Source organism: Arthrobacter sp. B2a2-09, from assembly GCF_027587375.1.
In the GTDB taxonomy this organism is placed as follows: Bacteria; Actinomycetota; Actinomycetes; order Actinomycetales; family Micrococcaceae; genus Arthrobacter.
On record NZ_JAMXIC010000024.1, the window covers coordinates 43755 to 58951 of the forward strand.

Here is a 15197-nt window from a genome sequence, read left to right on the forward strand (position 1 = left end):
GGAGGTCACATAGTGGGTATCGTTTACGCCGCCCCGTACAGGCCGCCAGCGCCTCCGGCGAATCCGTGGCGGGGCATTGGCCTGTCATGGACGGGCTGGGATGGCAGCGAGTGGGAGCTCACCAACCCGGCCGCAGGTTTGTTCCTGCGGCCGGGGGTGCGCGGGCTGCAACTGCCGTCGTTTGAGCGGCAGTCCAGTTCGTCGCCCGCGGTGGCCGGCTCGCGGCATCTCGGCACATCCACCAAGGACCGGGATGCATTCTGGCCGCTCTACCTGTACTCGGATACGAGCTCTGCTGAGTTCATGGAGCGGGACCGCGCTTTCTGGCGAAGTCTCGACCCTGACTTCGAGGGCACCTGGACGGCGAAATTGCCGAACGGTGATCGGCGGACGCTCGGGCTGCGGCTGATCAGCGCTGATGACGAACTGACCCATGACACGATCCAGCGCGGCTGGGCGAAGTACGGCATAAACCTCTTGGCTGATAAGCCGTACTGGCTTGGCGAGAAAGTCACGAAGTCATGGGCGCAGGGCGACATGCGCAACTACTACATCACCGAGGCGGACCGGATTGCTTACGGTTATCCGGCGGATGCCATCCACTACCTATCGCCAGGCGGCGCGCTCGGGGAAGCGACGTTCACGAACGACGGCGACGTCGCGGCCTATCCGGTGTGGACGGTTGTCGGTCACACCACGGCCGTCTCATTCGGTGTCGGCGGCAATGACATCATCGTCCCGTTTGAGATCCCTGCGGGCTATGCCGTGCAGCTGGACACTGACCCGGTAAACGGCCAAGTGGTCTGGTACGGGGCATGGGACGAGGCAACGAAGTCCATCCTGTCACCACTGGACCGCACATCGGAGCTTGACCCGACGTCGGCGTTCGTTGCGATTCCCCGAGGTCAGGACCGCCCGCTCACCATTCAAATGACTGGCACCGGCAGTGTGATTGCCGAGGTGCAGAACCGGTATCGGAGGGCTTGGTAATGGCTTCCGAGATTCCCTACGAGATCGTTGTGTACAAAGGCTGGGAGTTCAAGGGGTGGGTTGGGCGGCCGCTCGATCTGAAGCCGGCCATCCGCCACAACCTGAAGTCCACCGCGACGTTCACGATCGACGCGAACCACCGGCGGGCTGCGGACCTCATGGAGCCTGGCGCCCGGGTGATGATCTACCGGCACAGCGAGTTTCAAATGTCCGGGCCCGTCAGGTTGGCCGGCGGCCAGTTCACGACGGCGGCCACGCTGAACTTCACGGTCGAGGACGATTTCCGGATCCTGAATAACTGGTTGGCTTGGCCGAAGCCGACGGCGCCGCTAACCGGGCAGGACGTCGAGTACCGGTCCATTACCGGCCCAGCTGAGACTGTCGTCAAGACGGTAATGGCCGAGGCCGCAACCCGGCTCGGTTACCCGCTGGCGGTGGCGCCGTCCCTTGGGCGCGGCACGTCAGGGAAGTACACGTTCCGCTTCCACCCGGCCTATGACCGGCTCTTTCCCGCAGTTGACCAAGCAGGGATCGGCGTGACCGTCCGGCAGCAAGGCAATGGCCTACTGCTGGACTGCTACGAACCCCGCGACTACGCGCACCATCTTTCCCCTGAGAACGGGACAGTCATCGGCGGGACATACTCGCTGGCTGCCCCGGCCGTGACCCGCGTGGTTGTCGGCGGCCAGGGTGAGGGCGTCGCGCGCGAGTTCAAAGGCTTCTCGGAGCCTGCGCGCGAGACAGCTTGGAACGACATCATCGAGGTCTTGCAAGACGCCCGAGACTCATCCTCCGGCGACGTCTACGCCGACCGCGCCAAGGAAGTCCTTGCAGAAGGTGCGCCGCTGGCCGGGCTGTCGCTCGAGCTGTCCGAGACGAAGCACTTCCGCTATGGCGGGGACGGGCTGCGCGTGGGCGACCGCGTGACGGCCATGATCCGCGGGCAAGCGTTCACCGACGTCCTCCGCGAGGCCCGGTTGTCCTGGGACAAGGACGGCGACACGGCCACACCCATTGTGGGAGAGCGCACCGACGATCCGGATACCGCCTTGGCCAAGAGAATCCGCGCCTTGCAGCGCGACAACGCAGACAGGAAGGCCCGCTAATGGCTTTGACCAGCGTCTTTTACGACGGTGTAGTGACCGAAACCGACCGGGCAAAGAACCGTGCAGGCGTTCCGGATTATGGCGTGTACGGCACCGAAGATTTCAAGGTGAAGCCCCACCCGTCGATCCCTTACGCGGTGATCGTAACCAAAGGCAAGGCCCATGGCTGGGGCGTCACTGACGAGGCATCGACGGATCAGGTTGTGCAATGCGGGACCATCGTCTCGGGCGTCCGTTACGACCTGATTTCGGTGCGTAGGAACTGGCAGCCTGCTGCAGGCGGCCCGTCCACACTCGTGGCGACTCCGGGATCTGCGGATGCTGAGATCCCCGCAGCGCGCAAGACCGGCCCTGGCGTCGAGGATGACCAGCCCATCGCCTTGGTCAAATGGAAGGCCGGGCTGAGCGCGCCGGAGAAGATCATCGACTTGCGCTGCTGGGCTGGTAACGGCGGCATGATCGCCAAGGATGAGCTGGCTCTCGGCTACCTTGCCAACCTGGGCGCCTCAGTCAAGATCAACGGCAACCGCTGGTCCAACGAACTCTTGGCCAACGACATGCCCGGCTGGGTCAACGAGGACGGCGTGGGGCCATGGATCCAGCTGCCGCTTGAGGCGGGATGGTTGAACAACGGAGGATCGAGGGCCAGTGCCCGCATCTTGTCCCGCGGCCAGCTGCTTCAGGTTTCAGCTGACGTCCGGTATTCGGGCGCTGCTGGTTCGGTTGTCGAGCGGTGGATTATCGCCAAGCTCCCACCGGGGCTTCAGCCGGTGGATACAACTTTTGTTCCGGGCACGACGAACGGCTACCGTTCCGGCACGTTCTACGTCGTCAATGGCACCGGAATCTCGGTCGGCCCGTACCCGCAAGGGAACATCTGCCAGCTCAACGGAATCGCGGCCATGAAATGATCGCGGTCCTCAAGAACCTGTGGTTGATGATCCAAGAGCCTCGATTCTTCTCCATCTGCTATTGCGGCGCTTATCTGATGATGGCGATCGCTGGCACGGCTGTCATTTTGGACCCTCCCCGGACGATGCAGAGCGGCCTTGGTGAGATCCTTGTCCATGTCTGGGCCGGGCTGTTGATCTTCGGCGGCGTGCTCGGTTCGCTGACGACTCTGCCGGGGATCTGGTGGCTGGAACGGCCTGCCACGATTGCCTGCATGTTCGCGATCGCGATCTATGGCGCGGCGGTTCTTGCGCTCCCTTTGACGCAGCCGAGTGCCCGGATCGTCTCAATGTGCTTCATCGCGTTCGCCCTTCTCACGTTCGCCGTCCGACTAGTGAAGATCAAACACTTCGCCTACGACCCCGAAAAGTAGAGGTCCAGCGAATGGACGGAACACAACAATTCGTGCTGGCCATGGTCAGCATCGGTGGCGGCATGGTCGCTTTGGAACTGATCAAGGGCCTAGTGAAGTTCTTCACTGGGGCCGCCGGTCGGGAACGGGCCAGGAACGTCACTCTGAAAGAGCAGCGCAACGAGGCTTGGGCCGACGCCGAGCGGGAGCGTGACCGGGCCGACCGGGAAGCTCACAACCGGCGCATCACCGAAGAGTACGCCTCGCAACTTCGCCGCGACTGCACCGAGCATGGCATGACTGACCAGGAGCTTCGGCCTTGGCCCGCCTTGAAAAAGCCGACGCCTGACAGCACCACATAACCAACCCACGAAAGGCCCTGGCAGTCGCCGGGGCCTTTTCATGCCCGGAAAGGGGCCACCATGAAGCTCTCGAATCTTGCAAATGTCCTTCGCGCCGCTGGACTCACCGTAGTTGAGACTGCCGGCTGGGCCTCTCGGGGCTACGCCGGGCAGGACCTCGCCGACGTGCGCGGCGTCCTCTGGCACCACACCGCCACCAACCGTGGCGCGTTCACCGGCTCCGACGCGCCGACCCTGAACATGTGCATCGGTGGGCGCTCCGACCTCGCCGGGCCCATGTGCAACATCGTCTTCGGGCGCAACGGCACCGTCTACCTTGTCGCAGCTGGACTGGCGAACCATGCGGGCCGAGGTTCGGCCGCCGGGATTCCGACGGACGCCGGGAACTATTACCTCATCGGCATCGAAATGGAGTCCTCCGGCGTCGCGCCGTTCGACTGGACTGAGGACCAGATCAGGGTTGCGCCGCACATGGGCGCGGCACTGGAGCGGGCATACCTCCTGAACCAGCCGGAGGAACTGCGCCTGCAGCTGGGCCACCTCGAATACTCCTCCGAGGGAAAGATCGACCCGGCTGGCTGGCCCGGTGGCATGGACGGCTTGCGGGCATCGATCAACGCGGTTCTCGGTGGCGGCGCGCTTGCCCCGGCTTCCACTCCCGCCCCGGCACCCGCACCGGCCCCGGCTCCTGCCCCGGGCCAGATCATCCGTGGTGACAACGAAATCCACTGGGTGGTTGAGCGCGGTGACACGCTCTCCAAAATTCAGGCCTACTACAACGGCCCAAGCGTCGACCAGATCGCGGCCTACAACCGCATCGACAAGAACAGCATCACCCCCGGCCAGAAGATTTGGATTCCGGGTCCCCTGGTGTGGATTATCGAGGCTCCCGACACGATCCGCTCGATCGCCGACTATTACGGCCTTGACGCCGGATACCTCGCGGCGCTCAACGGCCTCCTCGGACCGGATGCCGAGATCTACATCGGCAACGTCCTCACCATCAAGGCCTAGGCCGATGCGGTCGTTTATTTGGGTGGCGGCCGTCGCTTTGGTAGTGGCCGCCACCTGCTTGGGCTTTTTTGCACTGACCGTTGTGGACGCCTTCGCTGCGGTCCTCGAACTCTTGAAAGGGGCTCTCTGATGGAGACGCTCGCAACCATCATGGCCGCGGTCCTTACCGTTGTGTCGCCGCTCGGGATTGCTTGGGCCAAGTCGGAATCGTGGTCGAAGGTCATCAAGGTGGCCGTTCCGATCGTTGTTTCTCTGGCGATCGCCACCGGCTACCTATGGGCCAGTGGCCAGCTCTACAGTCCATCCGGCTGGGCACAAACCATCCTTGCCGTCTATGGCGCTCAGCAGCTCGCATACACAACCATCCTGCGCTGGTGGGCTTCGATCCTCGAACAAGCCGGACAAAAAACTGACGGCCCGGCGCACCGCGCAGACCACAAGGAGACCTCATGACCACCTATCCTTTCGAGGCTCCGCTCTTCGTTGACGCAGTGACTTTCACCCGGGCCCCGAACGCGCAGATCACGATCTACGATGAGGCGGACCTTGCGAGCACGACGCCGCTGGTCCTTACGGACCCGAACGGGCTGCCACTGGCCAACCCTCTGACCGCATCGCCCGATGCGTTTGGGCCGAACTTCCGGGCACCAACCCCGAGGGTGAAATGGTCGGGCGGCGGCCTCACGGGCTTCCTAGCCTCGCCAACGGCTGTCCTGGACGAAGCAAAGGCCGCACGGGTGGCCGCTGATACCGCATCGGGTTCAGCATCCGATTCAGCGACTGCAGCAACGGCGGCGCAGGCGGCCGCAGAGCTCGCGGCATTAACGGCCACGGGCGGCGGCGTGGCCATCGACCCGACGGACGCAGACACGCTCGTCTTCACAACCAAATCGGACGGTTCAATCGCTGTTGACCCGTCCGACTCTGACGCCCTACTCATCACTGCCTAACAGGAGCCGCCATCATGGCCATCAAGAAAGTCCCATCCCTCGACGGGTCCGGCAAGATCTTCGATAAGCACATCCCAGGCCGCCTCCAGGACGCGCAACTAAAGCAGCAGTTTGTTCGCTTCGTTGACCTCGCAGGGAATCCCATCTCAGCCCGCCATGTGACCATCAAGGTCGACACTTCCACGTGGGAAATCGCTGACATCATCGCGGAGGCCTAAGCCATGGCGTACATGAAAGACTCAAAGGGAACCCGCCTCGATTCGTTTGAAGCGGTCGGCAAGCAGCAAGTGGCTCGCCCCGCCTCTCAGTACAGCTTCCTTATCCCCGGGAAGCAGCCAGCGACGTCCGGCAGTGCACGCGATGCCTCCGGAAAGGGCGGGGACGCCCAGCCTCCGACGTCCACCTATGGTCCGAGCCAGATGTGGGCGAACCGCGGCTACCTGACCACCGGCGCTGGCACTGGGCTGGGTGTTTGCGTGAGCAACGGTAAAACGGCAGTGGACCTGGCTACTCAGTCCGTAATCCTGGCCTTTGTCATCAACGCCGGTCTGCCCGGCGGCTCCATCGGCATCATGGGCAACGGTGACACTACGGGCAATAAGGGCTTCTACATCTCCGGGCGCCCGACGTCGGGAGTGCTGCGGCCGGTCATCAACACCAGCACGGCCGTCTACAACACCCTGCCGGACGGAACCGTGACCGTACTGGACGGAACGGATCACGCCGTGCTTGTGGCGATCGACGCACCGACGAAGTCGATCTTTGTCTACGTCGACGGCGTCCTTGCGGACACCTACCTGAACGCCTTCAATGGCAACACCGCAGGGGCGACGGGCAGCTTCAATATCGGAGCCTTCGGCGGCCCACTCGTGAATGCCGCAACGTGCGCTGCCAAGTTCAACGGCATCCACCACATGGTGCTCACCGGCGGCTTGCCCATCAACGTCGGCAGGCTCGCGCAGCTCCACGCGGAACGGCCCACGAGGCCCTTCACTGCAGCGGACATCTACCCCACAAACAAGCGGGCTCTCGTCGTGGCCGGCGCTCCGGGGCAGTCCAACGAACTCGGTTCCGGGGTTTGGCTGTCCCAGACCCCAACGAACGGATGCCCGCTCAGGGATCCTGTGCTCCCGAACGGCGGAACGTCTCGTTCGATGTGGCCACACTTCTCGGAGAAGATGGGCCAACTCGGCGTGTGGACGGAAGTGATCAACTCTGGCGTTGGTTCGACCAGCGCAGCGAAGTCGTGGACCGGGCAAATCCTCACATGGACCAACGGCATGGTTGTCACCCGGGGCTCCTACGTCCTCTCCAGCGGATCGCTCTGGCGATGCAACCTTGCCGCTGGCCTCGCGTCTGCGTCAACCAACGCGCCCACCGGAGCCGCGGATGTCACGGGCGCGGACGCTGTTCCGTGGGTATACCTGGGCGCCCCGCTCGGTTACGAGGTGAACGGCTACGTCCTAAAGGATGGCGACACTCATTTCGATCCGAACGGCTATTTCGCTGCCGCCTCAGCCGCTGCGGCTGCGCGCACGGGAACGTACGCCGATAAGTGGGTGCTAATTTCCATCGGCCAGGGTGACAAGACCGTGGGCACCGTCCGAGCCGATTACAAGCAGGCTCTGATCAATTCCACGAACTACTGGCTTGCGCGTGGCTTCAAGGTCGCCATCGGTTTCACCTGCTACGGGGCAACCGCCGGGCTCGATGCTTGGTACACGTCCGACCTCTTGCCGGGGTTGGCCGACGCGATCGCGTTCTTCAATGGCAACGCGAACGTGGTCACTGGCGCGAACCTCCGTACGGCGCTCGGCGTCCTGCCAACGACGCCAGCACAGGGTGTGCCCGGCATCAAGTCTGACTTGTTGCACATGAACGATGAGGCACTGGCGCTTGCCTCGGAGGCATGGGCGTCAGCGCTGGTTGCTGCTGGCTGGACTGCTTAGACGGGCCGTGAGCCGCCGGTACTCTTTGTAGTATCGGCGGCCAAGCTCGCGCTGGCCTTCCGCACTGAAATGCAGTTTGTCTTCCGGCGAGTTGAACAAGCCGTGTGGCGCTTCAACAAACGCTGTGAGCGGTACTCGGGTCGGAGTATCGCGTTGCGCGGCGTCTATACGCGGGTACCCAGGGAACAGTTCGCTTGCCTCTGCCATCCTATCGGGGCTCATTTGTCCGAGGATGAAGGGAGCGGTCCCGAACTCATCTCGGAATCCTGTGATCAGAGCGTCAAGCTTCACGGCGTACTCGTGCTGTCCGAGGTGCCACACATCGGCCTCCCCTTGGTGCCAAAGAATTGCGCGCAATTCGCTACCCGGGTGCGCCGACAAGGCTGAGGCAAGCTGCTGGGAAGCGAAGCGGTAGAGGTTAATCGTTCCGGGTTGGTCGGTGACGTCCCACGAGAAGCCAACATGCGGATGGAAGCCCGACTCTCCTCTGGCCGCGGGTACAAGCAGCACGGGGCGTCCCGTGGCTTCCGCATGAAGTTTCCCGAACATGAGCCCGAAACCTACGCCCGGGGCTCGGGTGTGGTGCCACAAGGGATGTTCCCCGCGGAGCACCTTGCCGGCCTTGCGTCCGCTCCCGGCGAACTGGTGAACATTGCCGTGCGGACGGTCCAGGCGGTGCTTATGTCCAAGCCCGGCCCCCAAAGCGTTGGACTGTCCCGCGATCAGGAACACGTCGTAACCTTCGCTGGGCGGTTTTACCAGATGGCCGCCCAGAAGATTTGTGATTTTCCCCATCCCGAAATCATAAAGCAGACAGCGAGTTAGACAAAGAGAATTTAGCTGTGAGACGCCTTCGGACGGTCAAGAGCCGGATCTCTTTGACTTGGGAATCCGTGGGGCTTGGCTGCCCATGCTGGCAGAGATTTATTGACCTTCTTGACGCTCATAACTGGCTGCGTCATTGGTGCATCAGAAGTAAAACGATGGGCCAATCCGACAAGAAGTCCGAAGAGTAGACCCGTTGGAAACCCATTTGGCATTGGTGCAACCGTCGAGACGACGAGAAAGGCCAAGAGGACCGCGCTCGTAACAGCCAGTCGTGGACGGTTAGCCCCGAGAACGGCAAAGACTGGACGAAGCACCAACAGTGCAAATGCCGCCAAGGCCACAACGCCACCCTTGAGCATCAGCCAGTAGTAATAGTTGTGCGCGTAATACGGCGCTGTGGTTGAGGTGAAATAGTCGATAGGGCCATATGGGTCTTTGTAGGCAGCTCCGAACCCGAGCCCCCAGAATGGGGATGTTCCGATTACGGGAAGTATCTGATCGTTCTCCCCGACCCTGAACTGGGCCGAACCATCCGCTTGAATGGCGTCTGCCGAGAGGCCGCCGAGCACCCTTGATCCGAAACCGTCGAGCTGCTCTTGCAGCCAGGGAATGTCAAATAGGGTCATCAGGGCGGTGATGGCAACGCCGCCGATAAGCGCGATGAACAACAGCTTTCCCACTCCGGCGACCTTGCGGGACGCCGGCCCGGCCGCTATCAGCGCCCACGCGAAAGCGACGCACAGAGCCAGGATGTTGTTTCGGCTAAACGATAGGAAGATAATCGCGAATGCGGGGGTTGCAAGGGACAGTATTGTCCTGGCGGAGGCCTTCGCGGTGACCATCGCTGCGATTACGCCGCAAGCGACGGCAAGGGCGAAGTACGTTGCCGGAGTAATGAGCCTGTCAGCTCCAGTTGTGTCGCCGACCAAGGATGCTACTTCGGATCGGCCGACGAGGTCCAGCACGCCGAACGATCCAGCAAGGGTCATCCCGAGAGATATCCAAAGAATCCATTTGGTGGTCCTGATGAGGGTTTTTAGCGAAGTGAAGTTGAGTATGTTCGCTCCGGCTACCACTCCAAGGACTACGTCAATCAGCGGCCGAATGTCAGCAATCCTTGGCACCGAGGGCGTCTGGTTGTAGATGCCGATGAAGAAGGCCAAAGCGGACGCGGCAATAAACACCAGTAGCGACCGGGGAACGAGTCGGTCGCCCTTCTTGAATAACCCAACAACCACGCATCCGAGCAGGAACGGCTCGAAGATGAACAGGCCGCCGACGGGGGTGGGGATTGTCTTCGGAACAAAAGCGGGGACGGCCAAAAATGCCGTCACCAGAGTTAGATGGAACATCCATGCGGGCCTCAGTTTGGCGACAACCACCCAGACGATAACCCCGAAGACTGCAACGGCCACCGTAGGGCTCTTGATCGCAAGCAAAACCGCCAAGCCGACGGCCGCCATAGATCCGGCTACCCAGGCAACATCCCCAAATTTGTGCACGCTTGCAAGAATACCTTGCAAGGTGGCAAAACCCGCCGGGCGGAAGGCATCCCTTGTCATCGGAGGGCCGTGGCGAATAGTCTTGATCAATCCGAGCTCACGCCGGATCCGTGCCGGGAAGCGGCCCTGTGGGATAGGGGTAACCGGCAACCTAGCGGGCCGTGTACCCGCGCCCACGACTACACACCAACAGCCCCTTCGTCGGTCCCCCTGGCGAGGGGCTGTTTTGTGTTTAACGCACTCTCGGGTCGATTGTCCGGCGCCGCACCCTGGATGCTTCCACCCAGACTTCTTTGCGGCCCTCGTAATAGTCCATCGGCCAGGGCACTGACACCAGCACGTGCACCCGCGTCCAGCCGTAGGCGAATGCTGGGATCTCGTGGGATTCGCCGTTGTCGTAATCCAGCGTCACGAATACCGGCAGGGGCTCTTTGGGCATTGTCGCGCCATCCACCGCCGCAGGATCCATCGCCGGCACCACAGGCGTGGGCCTATGGGCGTGCGGCGGCTGCCAGAACTTCTTTTCCTCCACAGCCAGAGTCTGCCACCGCGGGCAGACAATGAGCACAGGTGCCGGGCTTAGGCGGATGACTGGATGAGTTCTGGGCCTCCGGATTGCGGATGAACGACGTAACGGCGTGGTTTTCGTTGCTCAGAATGCGGGACAGTTCCAGGGCCAACTTCTTGCGGCCGTAGTTATTCCTCAGCGAATTCCCTAGGAATAACTACGCCTACTTCGGATCCGGCCACCCTCCGTTCCGCGGCAGCTCAGACCGCCAAGCAAGTGGGAAAGCAGCCATCCCGCACTCGCACTCACTAGATGGGAGACCCCGATACGAGTGTTCGGCGGGGTACGGGAAATAAAAGCGAGTGGCACGCACTCGTGTGGAGTGAATTTCATATTTCTACACTCAAATCACCTGCAGCAGGAAAAGGAATGCCCTATTCATAAGTCTCATTGATGGATTTATCCAAATAGCCGGGTTACAGCCCGTCGGGGTTATCCAAAATGGGCGGAATTGAGGCTTCCTCAGTGCTGCGCATTTAAGCAAAAGGGTCTCAACAAGCGCCATCCCCTGCGCCTGCGCATCACTTCCAGGGCCAGCCAACCGACCGGCCCCAGAAACGATGAATTACGGGGATCTGATATGTATCAGCAGGAGTACAGACACGGCGGGATCAGCAGGGGCAACGTCCTCGCCCTGATATCCGCGGGGGTAAGAACACTCACCAGGTACAAGGCATCAATAGCCGCGTGGGCAATTGTGGCAATGGTCGCCATTGCGGCCGTGACGATGCAGAACTACGCACAGGTACTTGCGCCGGCAGGCACGAGCGCCGCAATCGCCCCGCACGTCGGTTCGGGATCCGGGATTGCCGCGCCTTCGCCAGCCGCTGCCAGTCCGACGCCGGCAGCCACGCGGGCGCCAGTACAGACGCAGGCGCCGGCCGCCGTCGCGCCGCCAGCTCCGGCACCGGCACCGGCACCGGCCGCAGCTCCGGCTCCACCCGCTCCGGTTGCTGCACCTGCCCCTGCTGCTGCGCCTGACACGAACGCCTACACGGTGGTCAGCGGCGACACTGTTGGCTCGATAGCCGCCAGGTTCGGCGTCGACGTCAACGGGATGCTGGCAGCCAATGGCCTCAGCGCCTATTCCGTCATCGTGCCCGGCCAGGTGCTGAAGCTGACGGGGCCGCCGGTTGCCGCCGCGCCGGCGCCCCCTCCGGCGCCCGCTCCGGCGCCCGTGGCTCCGGTGCCCGTGGCTCCGGTGCCCGCACCAGCCCCGGCTCCGGCGGTGCGGACCATCTATGTTGCGGGTTCGGGCGGCCAGGCCGCCGTGGACAGTTGCATCGGCCCGATCCATTTCACCCCCACGGACGCCTACTCGCTGTTCATCACCGAACATGATTTCTGCGGCGGGTGGGCACGATTCTCGGGGATCGGCGTCGGCGAAACGGTGAGCATCCCCGGTTACGGCACGTACACGGTGACGGCACGCGGCCAGGTGCCCCAAGGCGGGACCACCAATAACGTCGCAGCGGTATTCGGCGGCTTTCCTCGGGCGATACTGCAGACATGCATCCCGGGCACCAACCAGATGCTTGTCATCGCACTGAACTAAGGCCGGTCCTTGGGGAGAGTTTGATGGTGCCTCTTCGGTAGCGCTGGGGTAAAACGCTGTATGCGCTCCTGTGCCGAAACATGCCGGGGGAGAGGGGTTGAGTACACCCATGGGTACACCAAGGCACTTTTTGGCCGATTTTGCTCACCTAACGAAAGAGCCCCGGTTCCCTTTGTTTACAAGGGATCCGGGGCTCTTTTTGTTCGAGCTTCCTATCAGAATCGAACTGATGACCTTTTCATTACGAGTGAAACGCTCTACCGACTGAGCTAAGGAAGCACCGCGTTATCGTCCGGGTACCGGCTGAATCACGCAAGATACAACTGTAATAGAGTCACCTCGTCCGGGTCAAAACAGCCCCGGGCGGAGCTCCCGTGGCGCCGTTGTTGCGGAATTCACCCGCTCGTCGCGCCGGGTTCAGGCCGTCGTCGCGGACCGGGGGCAAGCTGGGCGGACTAACGTGGCCGCACGATTTCGGCCATCAACCAGCGAAGGGGCGCCATGAGCATGGACAGCAGCAAGAGGACCAACGCGGACGACGCCGGGGCACATCGTGCGCAGCGGCTCCGGCTTGCTGTCTTGGACATGGTGGGCACCACGATTACCGACGATGGTCGTACGGAACGTGCGATGTCCCTCGCCCTGCAGGAGACCGGCGTCGAGCCTGGTTCGCCCCGCTTCGAAAGCATGCTCGGCTACGCGCGGGACACCATGGGCTTTTCGAAGTTGACCGTTTTCAGCCACCTTTTTGAAGAACCCCAACGGGCCGAGAGCGCCAACAAGGCCTTCGAACGCGCCTACGATGATCTGATTGCCGACGGCGGCGTCCGGGCTATTCCGGGCGCCGAGGAAACCATCGACTGGATGCGGGACTCCGGCATGAAAGTCTGCCTGGCTACCGGCTTCGGCCGGCACACGCAGAACATGGTGCTTGAGTCCCTGGGCTGGATGGGGAAGGCGGATCTCAGCCTGTGCCCCGCTGACGCCGGCCGCGGGCGCCCCTATCCGGACATGATTCTTACCGCCGTGCTTGCCCTTGACCTGGATGATGTCCGCGAGGTGGTCGTGGTGGGGGACACGAGCTCGGATATGTTGTCCGGCGTTCGCTCCGGAGCCTCCGCCGTGGTTGGCGTGCTTACCGGCTTCCATTCCGAGGCGGCTTTGCGCGCGGCCGGTGCCACCGCCGTCGTGCCCTCAGTCAAGTACCTTCCCGCATTGCTGGAGCCCCGCGCGGCACGGCTCTAGCGGCCTGTCCTCAACGATCTACCACTTTTGGCCCGGTGTCAGTCAGGTGTAAGCCGTCAGCCCGCCAGCTATGCCGCTGGCTGACGGGCAAAAGACGTTGTTCACTATCCGGAGGCCATGGTCGCGGAAGCGCAAGCCGCCATCCGGGCCTACCATTCCGGGCTACGCCTCAACAAATGACCACCAGTGGAGACAGCCCCAAAACGACGGTCAGCACATAGTCCCGTCTGAAGGTACCTTTCCGTCCACGAAGTAGTTGTCCACGGCGTCGGACACGCATTGGTTGGAGCGGCCGTAGGCGGTGTGGCCTTCGCCCTTCCACGTCACCAGGGAAGCGTTGCCGAGTTGTTTCCGCAGTGAACCAGCCCAGGCCACAGGCGTTGCGGGATCCCCGGTGGTGCCAATAACCACAATCGGCGCCGTGCCGGTGTACTTCACGGGGGCGGGCGTGTGCACCGGCTTATAGGGCCAGTCCTTGCAGTTGATGCCGCCGTAGGCGAAGTAGTAGCCGAAGGTGGGGGAGAGCTGCTTCAGCCGGGCTTCCTCGGAACGCATGCCGGCCGTGTCCGTGACCATGGGGTAGTCGAGGCAGTTGATGGCGTTGAAGGCGAACGTGGTGTTTGAAGTGTAGGTGCCGTTCGGGTCACGGTCCGCACCGAAGTCGGCAATCCGGAGCATGAGCGACACGTCGCCCTTGAACGCGGCCACCAGGGCCTGGGTCAGGACCGGCCACGATTCGTTGTCGTAGAGCGGGGTGAAAATACCGCTGACAAAAGTTGCCCCAGTGACCAGCCGGCCGTCGTTGGCCCGTTTGGGGTTCTGCTCGACGTCGGCAATGAGGTTCTGGATCTGCTGAACGCCATTATCGACGCTGCCTGTCATGGGGCATCCGGACTTTGCTTGGCAATCCGCCACATAGGTGTGGAGCTCCTTTTCGAACGCCTCTGCCTGCCCCGCGGTGAGGTCCTCGTTGTTGAGGGCCGGATCCACTGCGCCATCCAAAGCGAGCTTGCCGACGTTGTTCGGGAACAAGGACGCATAGGTGGCGCCGAGCGAGGTTCCGTAGGAGAAGCCCAAGTAGTTGAGCTTTGCGTCGTTCAGCACTGCACGGAGGATGTCCATGTCCTTGGCAGAGCTGGCGGTGTCAATATGTGCCAGGGCGGGACCGGAATTTTCCACGCACTTGGCATTGATGGTCTTGGTGTCGGCCAGCGCCGCGGCGAGGCCCTGGTCAGTGTCATAGTTGTAGACCTTCTCGCGGGAAGCATCCCGCTCGGCATCGCTGAGGCACGTCACCGGCGCCGATCGCTTGACGCCGCGGGGATCGAAGCCCACCAGGTCGTAACTGGACCGCAGCTTGCTGGTGAAGTGCGTCTTCCCTGCGTCCCTGACGAAGTCATAGCCTGAAGCGCCGGGGCCACCGGGATTCACCAGCAGTGAACCTTTCTTTGTGCCCTGGCTCTGGAGCCGGATGGCGGCGATGGAGATGCTGCCGCCATCTGGTTTGGCATAGTCCACCGGCACTTTGATGTTGGCGCACTGGAATCCCTGTTCACAGGACGTCCAGCTCACATTTTGGGAGTAGAAACTCTCCAATCCTGCCGGGGCCGCGGCGGCGATGGACGAGTCCGGGGTGCTGACGTTGCCGCCGCCGGACCCATTGCTAGCGCCGTCATTGGGCACCGGCACGGAGAACACGCAGCCGCTCAGCAGCAGGCTGGCGGAGACCGTGGCAGCGACTGCCGCTGCCGCCCGCCGCAGGGATGGGAACCGTGTCCTGGAACTGGACCCGGCGGGCCGGCGTCGTGCGGGGGTCATGCGTTTC

General features: G+C 62.6%; 16 protein-coding genes and 1 tRNA gene. 12 read left to right on the plus strand and 5 right to left on the minus strand.

Annotated elements, in window-relative coordinates; all coding sequences use genetic code 11:
* Positions 1-12: 12 nt before the first annotated feature.
* The 10 genes from NFJ07_RS20565 (at position 13) to NFJ07_RS20610 (ending at position 7674) form a co-directional block, all read left to right on the plus strand.
* Entirely contained in the window at positions 13-990 is a 978-nt protein-coding gene (locus NFJ07_RS20565; RefSeq protein WP_269997355.1) for a hypothetical protein, read from the plus strand.
* Positions 990-2096 carry a Gp37-like protein gene (locus tag NFJ07_RS20570; protein ID WP_269997357.1) on the plus strand — a complete coding sequence of 369 codons (1107 nt, stop codon included), beginning with the start codon at positions 990-992 and terminating at the stop codon, positions 2094-2096. Before NFJ07_RS20565 ends, NFJ07_RS20570 begins: the two co-directional genes overlap by 1 nt.
* On the plus strand, positions 2096-3007 hold the full coding sequence (locus NFJ07_RS20575) for a hypothetical protein (RefSeq protein WP_269997359.1): 912 nt from the start codon (positions 2096-2098) through the stop codon (positions 3005-3007). Before NFJ07_RS20570 ends, NFJ07_RS20575 begins: the two co-directional genes overlap by 1 nt.
* 26 nt (positions 3008-3033) lie before the next feature.
* Entirely contained in the window at positions 3034-3420 is a 387-nt protein-coding gene (locus NFJ07_RS20580; RefSeq protein WP_269997361.1) for a hypothetical protein, read from the plus strand.
* Positions 3421-3431: 11 nt separating this feature from the next.
* Positions 3432-3761: a hypothetical protein gene (locus tag NFJ07_RS20585; protein WP_269997362.1), complete on the plus strand. Its 330-nt coding sequence runs from the start codon at positions 3432-3434 to the stop codon at positions 3759-3761.
* Between the two features lie 60 nt (positions 3762-3821).
* On the plus strand, positions 3822-4775 hold the full coding sequence (locus NFJ07_RS20590) for a LysM peptidoglycan-binding domain-containing protein (protein ID WP_269997364.1): 954 nt from the start codon (positions 3822-3824) through the stop codon (positions 4773-4775).
* A gap of 129 nt (positions 4776-4904) precedes the next feature.
* Complete coding sequence (locus NFJ07_RS20595) at positions 4905-5228, plus strand: hypothetical protein (protein WP_269997365.1); 324 nt, start codon at positions 4905-4907, stop codon at positions 5226-5228.
* On the plus strand, positions 5225-5725 hold the full coding sequence (locus tag NFJ07_RS20600; RefSeq protein ID WP_269997366.1) for a hypothetical protein: 501 nt from the start codon (positions 5225-5227) through the stop codon (positions 5723-5725). The genes NFJ07_RS20595 and NFJ07_RS20600 overlap by 4 nt, the downstream gene beginning before the upstream one ends.
* A 14-nt stretch (positions 5726-5739) precedes the next feature.
* The gene (locus NFJ07_RS20605; protein WP_269997367.1) at positions 5740-5943 is read left to right on the plus strand and encodes a hypothetical protein; all 204 of its coding nucleotides are present in this window, start codon (positions 5740-5742) and stop codon (positions 5941-5943) included.
* Positions 5944-5955: 12 nt separating this feature from the next.
* A complete protein-coding gene (locus NFJ07_RS20610) occupies positions 5956-7674 on the plus strand; it encodes a hypothetical protein (RefSeq protein WP_269997368.1) in 1719 nt (572 codons plus the stop codon).
* Here the strand turns inward: NFJ07_RS20610 and NFJ07_RS20615 are convergent.
* The 3 genes from NFJ07_RS20615 to NFJ07_RS20625 form a co-directional block, all read right to left on the minus strand.
* Entirely contained in the window at positions 7642-8469 is an 828-nt protein-coding gene (locus NFJ07_RS20615) for a sialate O-acetylesterase (RefSeq protein WP_269997369.1), read from the minus strand. The genes NFJ07_RS20610 and NFJ07_RS20615 overlap by 33 nt on opposite strands.
* A 41-nt stretch (positions 8470-8510) precedes the next feature.
* Complete coding sequence (locus NFJ07_RS20620) at positions 8511-10004, minus strand: O-antigen ligase family protein (RefSeq protein ID WP_269997370.1); 1494 nt, start codon at positions 10002-10004, stop codon at positions 8511-8513.
* 232 nt (positions 10005-10236) lie between these two features.
* Positions 10237-10536 (minus strand): hypothetical protein, encoded by a 300-nt coding sequence (locus tag NFJ07_RS20625; RefSeq protein ID WP_269997371.1) that lies wholly within the window; start codon positions 10534-10536, stop codon positions 10237-10239.
* Between the two features lie 616 nt (positions 10537-11152).
* Between NFJ07_RS20625 and NFJ07_RS20630 the strand changes: the two genes are divergently transcribed.
* Positions 11153-12127 (plus strand): LysM peptidoglycan-binding domain-containing protein, encoded by a 975-nt coding sequence (locus NFJ07_RS20630; protein WP_269997372.1) that lies wholly within the window; start codon positions 11153-11155, stop codon positions 12125-12127.
* Between the two features lie 206 nt (positions 12128-12333).
* Here the strand turns inward: NFJ07_RS20630 and NFJ07_RS20635 are convergent.
* Positions 12334-12406: transfer RNA gene (locus NFJ07_RS20635), tRNA-Thr, on the minus strand.
* Between the two features lie 222 nt (positions 12407-12628).
* Between NFJ07_RS20635 and NFJ07_RS20640 the strand changes: the two genes are divergently transcribed.
* Positions 12629-13372 (plus strand): HAD family hydrolase, encoded by a 744-nt coding sequence (locus NFJ07_RS20640; RefSeq protein WP_442865378.1) that lies wholly within the window; start codon positions 12629-12631, stop codon positions 13370-13372.
* A gap of 210 nt (positions 13373-13582) precedes the next feature.
* Here the strand turns inward: NFJ07_RS20640 and NFJ07_RS20645 are convergent, their stop codons facing one another.
* Entirely contained in the window at positions 13583-15190 is a 1608-nt protein-coding gene (locus NFJ07_RS20645; RefSeq protein WP_269997373.1) for an alpha/beta hydrolase, read from the minus strand.
* Positions 15191-15197 lie beyond the last annotated feature (7 nt).

Bases quoted from the DNA above. Each gene is read 5' to 3' on its own strand.
- NFJ07_RS20645 (WP_269997373.1), bottom strand. From the start codon at position 15,190: ATGACCCCCGCACGACGCCGGCCCGCCGGGTCCAGTTCCAGGACACGG.
- NFJ07_RS20600 (WP_269997366.1), top strand. From the start codon at position 5,225: ATGACCACCTATCCTTTCGAGGCTCCGCTCTTCGTTGACGCAGTGACT.
- NFJ07_RS20640 (WP_442865378.1), top strand. From the start codon at position 12,629: ATGAGCATGGACAGCAGCAAGAGGACCAACGCGGACGACGCCGGGGCA.
- NFJ07_RS20570 (WP_269997357.1), top strand. From the start codon at position 990: ATGGCTTCCGAGATTCCCTACGAGATCGTTGTGTACAAAGGCTGGGAG.
- NFJ07_RS20610 (WP_269997368.1), top strand. From the start codon at position 5,956: ATGAAAGACTCAAAGGGAACCCGCCTCGATTCGTTTGAAGCGGTCGGC.
- NFJ07_RS20615 (WP_269997369.1), bottom strand. From the start codon at position 8,469: ATGGGGAAAATCACAAATCTTCTGGGCGGCCATCTGGTAAAACCGCCC.
- NFJ07_RS20585 (WP_269997362.1), top strand. From the start codon at position 3,432: ATGGACGGAACACAACAATTCGTGCTGGCCATGGTCAGCATCGGTGGC.
- NFJ07_RS20575 (WP_269997359.1), top strand. From the start codon at position 2,096: ATGGCTTTGACCAGCGTCTTTTACGACGGTGTAGTGACCGAAACCGAC.
- NFJ07_RS20580 (WP_269997361.1), top strand. From the start codon at position 3,034: ATGATCCAAGAGCCTCGATTCTTCTCCATCTGCTATTGCGGCGCTTAT.
- NFJ07_RS20630 (WP_269997372.1), top strand. From the start codon at position 11,153: ATGTATCAGCAGGAGTACAGACACGGCGGGATCAGCAGGGGCAACGTC.
- NFJ07_RS20605 (WP_269997367.1), top strand. From the start codon at position 5,740: ATGGCCATCAAGAAAGTCCCATCCCTCGACGGGTCCGGCAAGATCTTC.
- NFJ07_RS20590 (WP_269997364.1), top strand. From the start codon at position 3,822: ATGAAGCTCTCGAATCTTGCAAATGTCCTTCGCGCCGCTGGACTCACC.
- NFJ07_RS20595 (WP_269997365.1), top strand. From the start codon at position 4,905: ATGGAGACGCTCGCAACCATCATGGCCGCGGTCCTTACCGTTGTGTCG.